Raw genomic sequence first — 13045 nt, 5'->3', positions numbered from 1 at the left:
TTTTCAATATTTTCATGAGACATCAGTTCACAATTAAAGTGAGTCATAGACCGCCCACTTAATATAAAGCTCACCTTATAAATATCAGGAAAAATCTGGGTTTTAAATTTATGGAGATGTCAGATGGTACGTCTCTTAACCACGAAGACTGAGTGCAGTTATTCCTGTGATTTTTTCTAATATCACCTACTTAAAACCATAGTACTCAGGGCATCAATTATTGAGATTAGCTTAATAATTTTAGTTTACAAAGTTTACTCATAATTAATTTAGAAACATGGCTAAGACTGTTACATTAAAAATGAAATTATAAAAATTAAAGTGGTATCGGCAATGAAAATTCAAAATCCTATTCCTCTTAAAGTTATGATTAGTTGTATATGTCTAGGCTTTGCTAGCCATGTTGCAGCTTCTCCTACACAATCCCAAAAAGATAAAAGTCCTTTAACAGATGTGGTATCAAAAACACCAGGTACTTTGTTATCCATTCAGGAACAAAGCACCGATTTATTTCCTCATGCTTCAAAATGATTTTTAATTAATTATCGTAGTCGTGGCATACATTCAGAGTCTATCGTAACTTCCGGATTCATCCTGCTCCCTAAAGGTAATCCCCCAAAAGGTGGATGGCCTGTTGTTGCTTGGGCTCATGGTACAACTGGTGTGGCTGACACTTGTGCACCCTCTGAAGATTATGTAGGAGGGCCTGTGCATGCCTATCAGCAAATCGCCGCCCAACCGCTTGATGCCTGGCTCGCTCGTGGTTTCGCAGTGGTTGCAACGGACTATCAGGGTTTAGGTACACCAGGAAGACATCCTTATATGAATGCACAGAGCCAGTTACATACTGTCGTGGATTCTGTCAGGGCAATCCATCTATTAAAGCCTTACCAGTTCAGTAAAACTGGTTTGTCATGGGACATAGTCAAGGAGGTGCTGCCACCCTGATGGTAGCTGCTCACGGGCAAAAAGATGCTCCTGAACTCAAGCTGCTCGGAGCAATGGCTGTTGCACCAGGTGGTTATCAATATCAAGGGATTGCCAAATACGTTTCAACTCATTCGCAAATTCCAAAAAGTGTGATTGCATTTCTTCCTATTGTTCTTCTGGGTGCGGATGCGGCAGATCCAAGCCTGAACGTCATGAATCTACTCAGTCCAGAAATGGGACAGATTACGACTAATGCGCGGGATCGTTGCTTATCAGAATTGCAAGCTACAGTAAAAGAAGCTCCCAAAACAGTATTCAAATCAAATGCAAATCTTACTCCATTACTTAACTATTCCGCAAAACAGTCGATTGAAAATATGATACCTACTGTTCCCGTAATAATTGTTCAAGGTGATAAAGATCAGATTGTAGATCCTCGTGGTACTTATGCTTACTATCAGCAGATCTGCAAATTGCAAAAACCTATCGCATTCCAACCCGTTAAAGGTGCCGATCACCATGGTTCCTTAAGACAGAGTGCATCCATGGTAGGAAATTTTATCAGCTCGGTTGAACAAGGGAAATTTATGAGTACCTGTAATAAATAATAATCAAGTAAAACTTTAAAAATTAGCCTTTAAAGAATTGTCAGCCCCTTGATTGCAAGTGAGGGGCTGTACATGTATTTAATGCCATGCACAGCAATACAGGAATAATTTTTTTACACTTCTATAACTCAGAAGCGATACTCAGGAGATAACTGCTAAAGAGTAAAATCCACTGTGCCTACACCGGATTATAAGTGCTTTCCAAAAAGCAAATAATCTGTAAATTTCATATATTTATATCACAAGCATACATCACCTTAATTGTATTTTCATCTCAACAATCTATCAATGTGTACACAAAAAGTTTAATAAAAACAAACTATTCAGCATATAGTTCTAGGTGAATACTACATAATATTGGATGATGATAAACAGTGAAAATATAAAACTAAGAATCAGGAGATACATAATGAACGAAGCATACATCTACTGCGATAGAAAAATTATCAAGTGTTCTATTTGTGAAGCACAGGATGACTATAGCTTTAATGATACTCAGCAATTTTCTATTATTGCTGCTGCAGAAGGCAAGCAAACTCATGGGCGCTACTCTATTGAAAGCATCAAGTGCAAGAACTGCAATAAAGTGGCAAAAAACAGTCAGGATCCCTATTTTTATTATTAAGTTGAATTAAAAATAAAAACCTACTTTTATATAGAGCAGATGATAAAGAATGGATATATTTTTAGAAATGAATCTGGATGGGCTTAAAATTTAAAAGATTGATAATTACACAAGCATGATCATTATTATAGGTCTAAAGGGCCTTCAAAGAATTTCAGATCATAAGTTAAAACTAACTTTAGCGGTATATCAAGGAGATACTCAATGCCTGACTTTATAAGAGCTGTAGGCTTGGGCCTACTTTACCTCCCGCTGATGACCATCAGTATCTTTAACACTATATATGCTAATACCTCGCCTATACCCCCTGAATCTCCCAAAGGTATCGCTTATCCCAATATAGATCGTGGTTTAAATGAAAGCCTTTATCCTGATGAAGAAATTACAGCTAAAAAGATCGCAGACATTATTGAGAAATCTATTCGGAAAGAGTATTCCACCGGTATCGCGCTACGTGATGCACACCCTAAGGCTCACGGTTGTGTACGCGCAGAGTTCAAGATAGATGAAGCACTTCCCAAAGAGTTGGCACAAGGTGTTTTCCTTCCCGGAAAAACTTATCCAGCCTGGATTCGTTTTTCTAATGGATCTAGTAATGCTAAACAAGCAGATATTAAAAAAGATGCCCGTGGCATGGCAATAAAGCTTTTGGCAGTACCGGGAGAAAAACTTTTAAATCATGATGAAATGTCTACTCAAGATTTTATCATGATTAATCATCCGGTTTTTTTTGTGAATGATCCAGCTCGTTATATGGCATTTATGCAGGATATAAATAGTGAAAGCTTTCTCAAAAAATTGCATACCCCTTTTGCATTAGGGGCTAAAGGAACCTGGATTGCCTTAAATACGAGAAATAAAATATCTAATCCTCTGCAAACCCGATATTGGTCCATGGTGCCCTATCAATTAGGAACAGACAGTGGTCGTCAAGCTGTAAAGTATTCAGCCCAAGCATGTTCAAAAGGAACAAATCCTATACCCTATAATCCCCACAATAATTTTCTAAGAGAAAATCTGCGGAACCATTTGCAAAAAAGTGAGGCATGTATGGAGTTTTTAGTACAACCCCGAACATCAAACAGCATGTCGGTCGAAGATTCCATGACCGAATGGCCAGAAAGCCAGGCACCTTTTTACAAGCTAGCGACTATTCATATTCCTCAACAGGTTTTTGATACGCCTGAACAAAACAAATTTTGTGAAAACCTCTCCTTTACGCCATGGCATACAGTACCAGAACACAAACCTCTGGGAGGAATAAACCGGATGCGAAAGGTGATTTATGAGCGTATCAGTCAGCTTAGACATGAGATGAATGCTACTAAAAGATTAGAACCACACTGAGAACTAAATATATATGAATTATTAACTAAATTATAACTTAAACTAAAATTAGAGCGATTATTGCACCATTTATTAAATTTAGCTTAATAATTTTAGTTTACAAAGTTTGCTAATAGTTAATTTAAAAACATGGCTAAGACTGCTACATTAAAAATGAAATTATAAAAATTGAAGTGGTATCTGTGATGAAAACAAAAAGTTCTCTCCTGAAAATTATAGTAGGCTGTGCAGGCTTAGGCTCTGCTTATTTGCTCGCCTCTCCTGCTATTTCCCGGAAATGCAAGAATCAGAATTCCCAGAAATGCAATCATCAGAATTGTGATATTGCCGCGAAGACACCCGGAACTTTACTCGCTATCGAGGAACAAAGTACTGATTTATTTCCTCATGCCGCCCAACGATTTTTAATCACCTATCGCAGCCGTGGTATACATTCAGAACCCATTGTTGTCTCCGGATTTGTTTTATTGCCACAAGGCAAACCACCCAGAGGTGGCTGGCCCGTTTTAGCCTGGGCACATGGCACCACCGGAGTGGCAGATACCTGTGCCCCCTCTGGTGATTATGTCGGTGGACCCGTACATGCCTATCAAGAGCTGGCTTCCAAACCACTTGATGCCTGGCTTGCCCAAGGCTATGCAGTAGTTGCCACCGATTATCAGGGCTTAGGTACACCCGGCAAACACCCCTACATGAATGCACAGAGCCAACTGCATACTGTGGTTGACTCTGTAAGAGCACTTCATTTTTTAAAGCCTTATCATTTTAACAGGAAATGGTATGTCATGGGACACAGTCAGGGAGGTGCTGCTGCCCTAATGGTAGCTGCACATGGGCAAAAAGATGCACCTGAGTTAAAGTTACGTGGAGCACTGGTCGTTGCCCCAGGAGGATATCAATATGAGGGAATTGCCCAATACGCAGCCTCGCATCCTCAAATCGAAAAAAGTGTGGTTGCATTTCTTCCTATCGTTCTTTTAGGTGCTGAAGCCGCGGATCCTAGCCTCAATATTATGAATTTATTGAGTCCTGAAATGGCCCAGATTGTTAATTATGCGCGTAATCATGGCTTATCGGAATTACAAGCCGATGTCAAAGAAGCACCTCAAACAGTTTTCAAACCCGATGCAGATCTTAATCCCTTAATAGAATACTCGAAAAAACAATCCATCGAAAATATGATACCTACCGTCCCTGTAATGATAATTCAGGGTAATAAAGACCAGATTGTAGATTATCAAGGTACTCATGCCTATTATCAGCTGATGTGTACCAAGCAAAAGCCGATTGCATTTAAAACTGTTGAAGGTGCAGATCATCATGGCTCTTTAAGACAAAGTCAATTTATGGTCGAAGACTTTATCAACTCAGTTGAACAAGGAAAATTTATGAGTACTTGTGAGACAAATTAATGTTCATATTTTTGTCGATTAGATATTTATTATCATGGTAACTCTATGAAATCAATGAAATATGCAGTCTGTTACTAGACTGCATAGCATTAAAAATTTAGCTCTTATGACCTGAGTATGCCCTTAACACGCTTATCGCAGTTAAGCAGTAACGAATATCGAAACGTAATATTTCATTTATTTGAGATTAATCCGGGCCTGCTACAGGCCAACTAACTTTAATTAATCCAAATTTTATTCCTTCGCAAACGTGCAGCTAAAGCAAGTATTAGAGCTTTTGCTGAAACACATAATTTTGATTTTTGAGTTCCCCATTTTGATTCCTTAATTCTTTAGCAAACAACAATGAGAATGAAAGAGGTTCTTTATGTGCTCGAACTATGAATTCCCTTCAAAAAAACGTCTTTCCTTACTAGATATTCATGAAGAACAACTGGAACTCGGAATAAAAATACATGTTTATCCATTAGCACCCGCCCCAATCATTATGCGTGGTGCGGACAAGTTTGAGCTGGATATTGCACGTTTCGGACTAGTTCCATCTTGGGCAAAAGAGTTGAAATATGGCAGACATACCTACAATGCCCGGAGTGAAACAGTGGCATCCAAACCAAGTTTTCGACATGCCTGGAAAAATAACCAGTTTACTTTAGTCCCAGTCGATACATTCTTTGAGCCTAAATATATAGACGATAAACCACACTGGTTTGGTATTTCACGTGAAGATGGTCATCCTTTCACGGTTGCAGCAATTTATGAGGATGCATTGATTGAAGGTGAGAAAATCAGATCCTTTTCGATGCTTACCATAAATTCGGATCAGCACCCATTTATGAAACAGTTTCACAAGCCGAATGATGAAAAACGTTCGATTATTGTGATTCCTGAAGAATTACGACACGACTGGCTCAACTGCGACCATGAACAAGCTCATAATTTTTTCTTTGAAATGAAAGATGAATTTATAGCAAGGCCTAAAGAGCAAGGTTTGTGGACCAACTGAAAAGCCCTAAACCAAGTTAGGGCTTTATTCATATAAAATACTTATTTCTGCTCTCTCAATGGATTTTCTGGCTCGGCATTGGGTTTTTTCTCCGGCTTGACATGCTTATAAGATTCCTGATTCCCTTTATCGTCATTTGATTCTTTTTGTGGATTTGATTCCTGCTCTTGCTCTGGCTTATTTGTCATATATATCTCCTCGATCTGTTTACTCAAAATAAATATGACATCTGACAATAAACATCAATGTTATTTATGTTTCACATTTACATTATAGAAATTTAATCTCTTCAGCATGTACTCACTTCTCACAGCACCTGTCACACATAAGTTAATAAGTCTCGATAGCTGATTGGAGGATAATACCGTATGAGAATATAAACTTACTTATTGGTTAATAGAGAGTCTTGGCGGTGTAATTAAAGGATTCAGACGCCCCCTGTTTTTTGAATATTTTGCTAACGTGTGTCATTCAATATGTCTGAAATGCGATTACGTCACCACCTCAGATAAGTCTGCTTGACTGACTTTGTTGTTCCACCAGAAAGACAGAAAATGTGGTGCAATAATGACCAGCAATCAAAAGACTGTTTTAAGCATCACATTTACAATACTTCTTTCCCATGGCCTTTATCATATTCATAGAAGAAAAAACATGACGAATATAAATTTATCTTGCCGGATACATAAGTATCGTAATCAACCAAATCTTGTTTTCACCGAGACCAAATACGAAAATCTTCCAACCTTATCTCTATTATAAGGAAAATTTCATCAGTAAAGCCCTCGCCACCTGGTGATTGAACTGGGAAGGCTTTACGTTTATTGTTGGAATATTATTCAATATTTTTCAAGCAATCACGACACTCTTTTATTTCATCATCATCACAGGTGTAATCGATTTCAGTTGCACCATGAAGACCAAATAAACAAAATATAAATTGCATCATGTTTTTCTCCTTTTATATAAATCTCGATTCTGAATCGAGCTTTATTGCTTCAAATATAAAATGATCCAATACATCATGATTTGGATCAGCTGAATAAGCTGGAACGACTTCGCTACTCTGCTCCGTATTTAGGTAAATTAAAGCCTTCAGAGCTAAGTCCGTATAGGTTCTTCAGCTTTAGTCATCTGGTCCTTTTTACAATGATCACTTTTACAATGCTCGTTGCTCATCATCTGACACATTTTTTCTTTGCAAGATTTAAAACAACAGCCGACCATCACGCCCATGCCAAATGCGCATATACATCTCATCATAGCTTTGTCCTGTCTTTTCGTGAAAAGAGATATATAAATAACATCTATTCATGTATTTCTCTTGAGAGAATTTTCATGCTTTATGTTGTGAATGAAAACTTATGTGAACAACAAGGGCGAAAACTACAATCAGTATCAAAAAAGAAGATTGTTGCGAAAAAGAAAAAGCCTGTTCAACTCTCCTCAATTGAACAGGCTTTGTAATATGCTGATTTTTAATTATTTAAATTAAGTTTTTTAGAATGACGCCAAGATATCACTAGCCAACCACCCAATCTGTGTAGGATATATAGATTCAATGTTTCCAAATGTGAAATATTCACTATTTCTGTTAAATAAATGTCTGTATTTTAGGCAAAAATATTTTCACCCCTCAAATTTGACCAATAAACATCCAAATATTAAAGATGATCAATTCAAATAAATATTAAAAAGCTTGGTTCAAATTTTGGGAGAAGATTCTCATTTTTAAAATACTTGCTACTAACTATATATAGTTTCTCAACAACTTATAAAATTTGCAGATGGCTGCTTTCTTTTTCGCTATTTATCTCTATAATTTTTCATATAAGGCATATCAACATTTAGCACTATGAAAAAACGCATACTGATTACTGTCTTGATGAGCGTGGCAATATGTGGTTGCCAAAAACAACAAGCAGAGAGCTCAGCCAAACCTGATTCAAATATCAGAGCACAGTTTGAACAGTCAGATAACCAGCTCAGTGTTTATCTGGATAAACTAGATTCTTCAACAATTCGTATGGAAGAAAGAATCAGTATCCTTTGTAACCAGTATCCTGAAGAATATAAAAATAATTACATGCCAGCACTACTACAACTTGCCCCTGAGGAATATACAGAAAAGGATCTACTCCGAGATCTAGACAATGCGCTGAATTTCTACAAGCTGAAAGCTAATATTCAGTGTTCCTAGTTGATATATTCAATTTTATAAGAAAAAGTAAATGCATAAAAAACCGCCTTATTCAGGCGGTTTCTTATAAATAGCGTATATTCTGAAAAGAATTAACGCTTTATTTTTCACTCATCTTGTTGATTTTGTGAATTTTGTTGTTGCTGGTTACTTTTTTGCTGTGGCTGTTGTTGCTGTTGGCCTTGCTGGTTTTGTTGCTGATTACGCTGCGGTTGCTGCTGTTGTTGCTGATTACTCTGACCCTGCGGCTGTTGTTGCTGCTGGTTGTGTTGTTGCTGATTTGGATTTTGCTGGTTATTTTGCTGACGCTGTTGATCTTGATTGCGTTGTTGATTTTGCTGTTGCTGTTGTTGGTTCTGTTGGTCTTGCTGTTGGTTATTAGCCATGGTGGTATTCCTTACTATTTGCTTTAAATTAAAAGCCGATAGGGTTTCGACTTAATAACCACTTTACTCATTTTTTTGATTTATCCAACCTTTGACCTGTTACAGTTTAATTCAATGTAAAAAATAGTAAGCTAAGTAATTGAAGTGGAGATTAATGAGCAACATAAATTACCTAATATAATGCAAAAGAAACATAAGGAACGATATAAAAATCAAAATTATTATCCAATAAAAGGAATAACTTAAGCTCTGTTTTATATATAGAAAAAATTAAAAAATATTATTAAATACAATTTACCACAACGTATATTTTTGATATTTATAAATATATAAACAAATTTATCTTTTGCAATATTTTTTGAAAATTGAATTAAATATTCATAATCCATTTTTTAAAATATTTTAAACACATCTTAATACGATAATTAAAATAATCTCCTCAATAATAATTTTTGTTTTTAGATTTTATCTTGATTTTGACTTGAATAATTTTTTCTCTTTTTTACTATTAATTTAGGTAAACTCATTGTTTTAAATTATCTTTATTAGATCACTTCTATATAATAAGTCTCCTGTAAGGAGACTTATTAGACTCATTTTTTATTAGATATTGACCACTTTAACAATAATAGTCTGAGTATCTTCCTGCTCTTCAGCTAGATGTAAACGTTTAAGCTCCTTGCTTATCACTTTAAACTGTAAGTTCTGATAAGAAAGCGTGCCTGGAATCTGATCAAAATATTGACCATCAGCATCGATTTCTTCCTGAAATAACGGTGTTCCCAATTGATAGTCAAGACTTTTCAAGACAACATATTTTACTGTGGTTTGCATTCCAACGCCCTACTTTTACTAAGCACTTTATTTTTATTTTTACCACTGTTCCGCCTGAGAAGAAACCTCTATTTATGAAAATAGCGCAAGCTTTAACCACTCAGACTTTAAAGTCCAAACAACATGAAATTACACTTATCTCTGAAAATAGTTTTAATTTTCATAAAAATATAAATATACTTGAAGTTAATGGCTGGAAAAATCTGTCTAGATTGATCGACAATCACTCCCACAAAGAAATAGAGAGACTATGATAAAGACCTGTTGCAGCTTACTCGAAGAGAAAAATATAAAAATTGCCTTTATCGAAAGCGCAAGTTCTGGATATCTCAGCAGCCAGTTCTCCATCTGTAAAGGTGAAGGTGCCGAAATTCTGCTTGGTGGTTTGATCTGTTACGATGTAAGTGTCAAGACTTCAGTATTGGGTATCTCTAAAACCTTGATTAATAGTCATACTGCCGAATCTATGCCGGTAACTGTTGCGCTGGCGGAAGCAGGTAAAAAAATGTTTCGTAATGCTGACTGGATTATCGCCTGTACCGGATTGCTTAAACCAGGTGGTAGCGCGACACCAGAGAAACCGGAAGGAACATTTTTTGTGGCCATTAATGATGGCACGCAAATCCATCAGTTTCAGTATTATCTCAAAGGCTCACCACTTGAACGCCTCAACAAACTGTCGGCAGCGGTTGCACATGACATGATCAATCTGCTGAATAACCGCTAAGCTTTCAAAGTTACTGTGTAGCCTGAATAAGCTTCATTATTTCTACCGTATTTTAGGATAGATTGGCATGATTAGTTGCCAATCTATTTTTTTGAGAGTGGAATGACCATGAATATTAAAACCGCACTGCTTCTGCTCCCTCTTAGCTTGCCCGGTCTGGCTTTCGCTACAGTAGGCGGCCCACAAAATATTGAAGTTTTAGGCTATGAAGTCAAAGAACAAAAACTTTATATCCTTCGTCATTACCTTGATGGTCGTGGACGCTTGCCTCAACTGTATTATTATAATTTTAAATCTAAAACACCGAATCAGCTGATTCAGGTCAATTCCTTATATATCAATCCTAAAACCAAGCGCATCGATTATGATCAAGACAGTCGCAAGTTTGATCAGGACATTGCCAAAATCAAAAAACGTTTAGTCCCATTGAGTCCGATTCAAAAATCAAAGCCACAGCTTAAGGTGTTAAAGACAACGAAAGGTAGCGCGCCTGCCTGGCATGATCCGAATGAAAAAGTGCCAAAATGGACCTATCAATATCAAGTGAAATCTGGCGCACAAAAAAGCCCGGTTCAGCAAGCAGTCAGTTATCAGCAAGGCTTGAAAATTAGCCAAGCCTATAAAGTTCCGAGACAGAATAAAACTCTGGTGACAGTCAAGTATCTAGGTATTCCTTTTGAAACAGGTTATAGCCTTGAAGATCCCGTACTCTTAAACTAATAATACAAATTCAATAAAAAATAAGGTCTCAGAGGAGACCTTATTTTTTCTAAGAGCTTAAGAGATTAAGCCGCTGTAGAACGCTCAGCGATTGGCACTACTTTACGCAACTCTGGACCGGTATAGTCTGCGCTTGGACGGATAATACGGTTGTCTGCACGTTGTTCCATCACATGCGCTGCCCAGCCTGTCACACGTGACATAACAAAGATCGGGGTAAACAGCTTGGTTGGAATGCCCATGAAATGATAAGCCGAAGCATGGAAGAAATCCGCATTACAGAATAATTTCTTCTCACGCCACATGACTTCTTCACAGCGCACTGAGACTGGATACAGTACCGTGTCACCGACATCTTTGGCCAAACGCTCAGACCAGACTTTAATAATGCCATTACGCGGATCATTGTCCTTATAGATCGCATGACCGAAGCCCATGATTTTTTCTTTACGTTCCAGCATGCCCAGCATTTCACGTTCAGCTTCTTCAGGCGACTTCCAGTTTTCGATCATGTCCATCGCAGCTTCGTTGGCACCGCCATGTAGAGGGCCACGCAAGGAACCGATTGCACCGGTAATACAGGAATGCATATCGGACAGCGTTGATGCACACACACGAGCGGTAAAAGTTGAAGCGTTAAATTCATGCTCTGCATACAGAATCAAGGAAACATTCATCACCTGTTCATGTAATTCGTTTGGCTTCTCGCCATGCAGAAGATGCAGGAACTGTGCACCAATCGAATCATCATCGGTATTTTCTTCAATACGCACACCGTCATGGCTATAACGATACCAGTAACAAATGATTGCCGGTAAAGTTGCCAAAATGCGGTCTGCGATATCCTGTTGCTGCTCAAAAGACTGCTCAGTTTCAAGATTTCCCAGCATGGAAACACCAGTACGCATCACATCCATTGGGTGTGAATCGGCAGGAATACGCTCAAGCACTTCTTTTAATGCCTGAGGTAAAGTACGCAAGGATTTCAGTTTGGCTTTATAGGCGGCCAATTGCTCTGCTGTAGGCAATTCTCCAAAGAAAATGAGATAAGCGACTTCTTCAAACTGGCAATGTTCAGCCAGATCCTGCACGTCATAGCCGCGATAGGTCAGGCCTGCGCCACTTTTCCCTACTGTTGAGAGTGAGGTTTTACCTGCCACTTGTCCGCGCAATCCTGCGCCGGTGAGTACTTTTCCTTCAGCCATTTTTTTAATTCTCCTGTTTAAACAGTTTATCTAATGTGTCTTCGAAGCTGTGATAATCTAAAAATTCGTAGAGTTCTTTGCGTGGTTGCATGAGATCCAGCACATTCACCTGAGTGCCGTGTTCACGTACCGACCGCATCACCTCAAGTGCGGCTTTTTGCATTGCACGCGTCGCTGACAATGGATACAGCACCATGCCAATACCCTGCTCCGCCAGTTCATCAACTGTGTAATACGGTGTATCACCAAATTCGGTAATATTCGCCAGGACGGGCACACCGACTGCATCACATACTGTACGGTACATGGTAATATCGGTCATTGCTTCGGCAAATATTGCATCAGCACCGGCTTCAACACAGGCACAAGCACGATCAATCACGGCTTGCAGGCCTTCTTTTTGCAGCGCATCGGTACGCGCCATTACCACAAAGTTTGAATCGGTTTTCGCATCTACAGCCGCTTTGATACGATCGACCATTTCCTGTTGCGATACGATTTCTTTATTTGGACGGTGACCACAACGTTTCTGTGCAACCTGGTCTTCAATATGAACTGCAGCGGCTCCTGCTGCAATCATCTGCTTGATCGTGCGGGCAATATTTAATGCACCGCCCCATCCGGTATCAATATCGACCAATAAAGGGGTATCGACACGCTCGGTAATGCGGCGTACATCTTCAAGAACATTATCCAGGCTGGTCATACCCAGATCAGGCAAACCATAAGAATAATTTGCGACTCCGGCACCTGATAAATAAATGGCTTTATAACCGACCTGTTTGGCCATCATGGCAGCATAGGCATTTACCGTGCCCATAATTTGCAATGGTTTCTCGACTTCAAGTGCTTGTCTAAATCTTGAACCTGCAAAGATTTGTTCTGTCATCTTCCTTTTCCACAGTCTTGGCTATAATTATTGAAATTCGAGTATACCCATTTGGTTTGCTCATTCCATAACCCGATAGAACAAATACTCTAAAACTTTAGTCAAATTTTCAAGTTTTGTTCTCACTAATTTTTTAAATACTGCACCTCTCTGGTGCGA

Annotated in this window: 13 protein-coding genes and 1 pseudogene; 9 read left to right on the top strand and 5 right to left on the bottom strand. The window is 38.3% G+C overall.

What is annotated here, in order from left to right:
- Positions 1 to 333 precede the first annotated feature (333 nt).
- From AY605_RS09305 to AY605_RS09285, 5 genes and pseudogenes are all read left to right on the top strand, one after another.
- Positions 334 to 1538 (top strand): annotated as a pseudogene (locus AY605_RS09305) (alpha/beta hydrolase family protein).
- Positions 1539 to 1947: 409 nt separating this feature from the next.
- Complete coding sequence (locus tag AY605_RS09300) at positions 1948 to 2163, top strand: hypothetical protein (RefSeq protein WP_064096117.1); 216 nt, start codon at positions 1948 to 1950, stop codon at positions 2161 to 2163.
- 204 nt (positions 2164 to 2367) lie between these two features.
- Entirely contained in the window at positions 2368 to 3510 is a 1143-nt protein-coding gene (locus tag AY605_RS09295; protein WP_064096116.1) for a catalase family protein, read from the top strand.
- 182 nt (positions 3511 to 3692) lie between these two features.
- Positions 3693 to 4922: an alpha/beta hydrolase family protein gene (locus AY605_RS09290; RefSeq protein ID WP_416202339.1), complete on the top strand. Its 1230-nt coding sequence runs from the start codon at positions 3693 to 3695 to the stop codon at positions 4920 to 4922.
- A gap of 367 nt (positions 4923 to 5289) precedes the next feature.
- Entirely contained in the window at positions 5290 to 5925 is a 636-nt protein-coding gene (locus AY605_RS09285; protein WP_064096114.1) for an SOS response-associated peptidase, read from the top strand.
- Positions 5926 to 5966: 41 nt separating this feature from the next.
- On the opposite strand, the gene AY605_RS15105 is transcribed toward AY605_RS09285, so the two are convergent.
- Positions 5967 to 6113 carry a hypothetical protein gene (locus AY605_RS15105; protein ID WP_171254943.1) on the bottom strand — a complete coding sequence of 49 codons (147 nt, stop codon included), beginning with the start codon at positions 6111 to 6113 and terminating at the stop codon, positions 5967 to 5969.
- A gap of 976 nt (positions 6114 to 7089) precedes the next feature.
- On the opposite strand from AY605_RS15105, the gene AY605_RS15100 reads away from it, so the two are divergent.
- Entirely contained in the window at positions 7090 to 7392 is a 303-nt protein-coding gene (locus AY605_RS15100; RefSeq protein WP_171254942.1) for a hypothetical protein, read from the top strand.
- Between the two features lie 388 nt (positions 7393 to 7780).
- On the top strand, positions 7781 to 8125 hold the full coding sequence (locus AY605_RS09275) for a hypothetical protein (protein WP_064096112.1): 345 nt from the start codon (positions 7781 to 7783) through the stop codon (positions 8123 to 8125).
- 107 nt (positions 8126 to 8232) lie between these two features.
- Here AY605_RS09275 and AY605_RS09270 read toward each other — a convergent pair whose 3' ends face one another.
- Both AY605_RS09270 and AY605_RS09265 read right to left on the bottom strand, forming a co-directional pair.
- Complete coding sequence (locus AY605_RS09270; RefSeq protein ID WP_064096111.1) at positions 8233 to 8511, bottom strand: hypothetical protein; 279 nt, start codon at positions 8509 to 8511, stop codon at positions 8233 to 8235.
- Positions 8512 to 9114: 603 nt separating this feature from the next.
- Positions 9115 to 9345 (bottom strand): hypothetical protein, encoded by a 231-nt coding sequence (locus tag AY605_RS09265; protein WP_064096110.1) that lies wholly within the window; start codon positions 9343 to 9345, stop codon positions 9115 to 9117.
- A 250-nt stretch (positions 9346 to 9595) separates the two neighbouring features.
- On the opposite strand from AY605_RS09265, the gene AY605_RS09255 reads away from it, so the two are divergent.
- Together AY605_RS09255 and AY605_RS09250 are read left to right on the top strand one after the other, a co-directional pair.
- Positions 9596 to 10072, top strand: coding sequence for a CinA family protein (locus tag AY605_RS09255; RefSeq protein ID WP_064096108.1), 477 nt, complete (start codon positions 9596 to 9598; stop codon positions 10070 to 10072).
- 102 nt (positions 10073 to 10174) lie between these two features.
- Positions 10175 to 10792: an aminotransferase gene (locus AY605_RS09250; protein ID WP_081406360.1), complete on the top strand. Its 618-nt coding sequence runs from the start codon at positions 10175 to 10177 to the stop codon at positions 10790 to 10792.
- Between the two features lie 65 nt (positions 10793 to 10857).
- Here the strand turns inward: AY605_RS09250 and prpC are convergent, their stop codons facing one another.
- Together prpC and prpB are read right to left on the bottom strand one after the other, a co-directional pair.
- Entirely contained in the window at positions 10858 to 11997 is a 1140-nt protein-coding gene (prpC, locus tag AY605_RS09245; protein ID WP_044110021.1) for a 2-methylcitrate synthase, read from the bottom strand.
- A gap of 4 nt (positions 11998 to 12001) precedes the next feature.
- Positions 12002 to 12886, bottom strand: a complete 885-nt coding sequence (gene prpB, locus AY605_RS09240; RefSeq protein ID WP_064096106.1) for a methylisocitrate lyase — start codon at positions 12884 to 12886, stop codon at positions 12002 to 12004.
- Between the last annotated feature and the right edge of the window lie 159 nt (positions 12887 to 13045).

Source organism: Acinetobacter sp. SFD (assembly GCF_001647575.1).
GTDB lineage: Bacteria > Pseudomonadota > Gammaproteobacteria > Pseudomonadales > Moraxellaceae > Acinetobacter > Acinetobacter pecorum.
This window is presented reverse-complemented; position numbering and strand designations above follow the sequence as displayed.

Excerpts from the sequence above, each read along its gene's own strand:
- AY605_RS09300 (WP_064096117.1), top strand. The coding sequence starts at position 1,948 with ATGAACGAAGCATACATCTACTGCGATAGAAAAATTATCAAGTGTTCT.
- AY605_RS09295 (WP_064096116.1), top strand. The coding sequence starts at position 2,368 with ATGCCTGACTTTATAAGAGCTGTAGGCTTGGGCCTACTTTACCTCCCG.
- AY605_RS09285 (WP_064096114.1), top strand. The coding sequence starts at position 5,290 with ATGTGCTCGAACTATGAATTCCCTTCAAAAAAACGTCTTTCCTTACTA.
- AY605_RS15105 (WP_171254943.1), bottom strand. The coding sequence starts at position 6,113 with ATGACAAATAAGCCAGAGCAAGAGCAGGAATCAAATCCACAAAAAGAA.
- AY605_RS15100 (WP_171254942.1), top strand. The coding sequence starts at position 7,090 with ATGCTCGTTGCTCATCATCTGACACATTTTTTCTTTGCAAGATTTAAA.
- AY605_RS09275 (WP_064096112.1), top strand. The coding sequence starts at position 7,781 with ATGAAAAAACGCATACTGATTACTGTCTTGATGAGCGTGGCAATATGT.
- AY605_RS09270 (WP_064096111.1), bottom strand. The coding sequence starts at position 8,511 with ATGGCTAATAACCAACAGCAAGACCAACAGAACCAACAACAGCAACAG.
- AY605_RS09265 (WP_064096110.1), bottom strand. The coding sequence starts at position 9,345 with ATGCAAACCACAGTAAAATATGTTGTCTTGAAAAGTCTTGACTATCAA.
- AY605_RS09255 (WP_064096108.1), top strand. The coding sequence starts at position 9,596 with ATGATAAAGACCTGTTGCAGCTTACTCGAAGAGAAAAATATAAAAATT.
- AY605_RS09250 (WP_081406360.1), top strand. The coding sequence starts at position 10,175 with ATGACCATGAATATTAAAACCGCACTGCTTCTGCTCCCTCTTAGCTTG.
- prpC (WP_044110021.1), bottom strand. The coding sequence starts at position 11,997 with ATGGCTGAAGGAAAAGTACTCACCGGCGCAGGATTGCGCGGACAAGTG.
- prpB (WP_064096106.1), bottom strand. The coding sequence starts at position 12,886 with ATGACAGAACAAATCTTTGCAGGTTCAAGATTTAGACAAGCACTTGAA.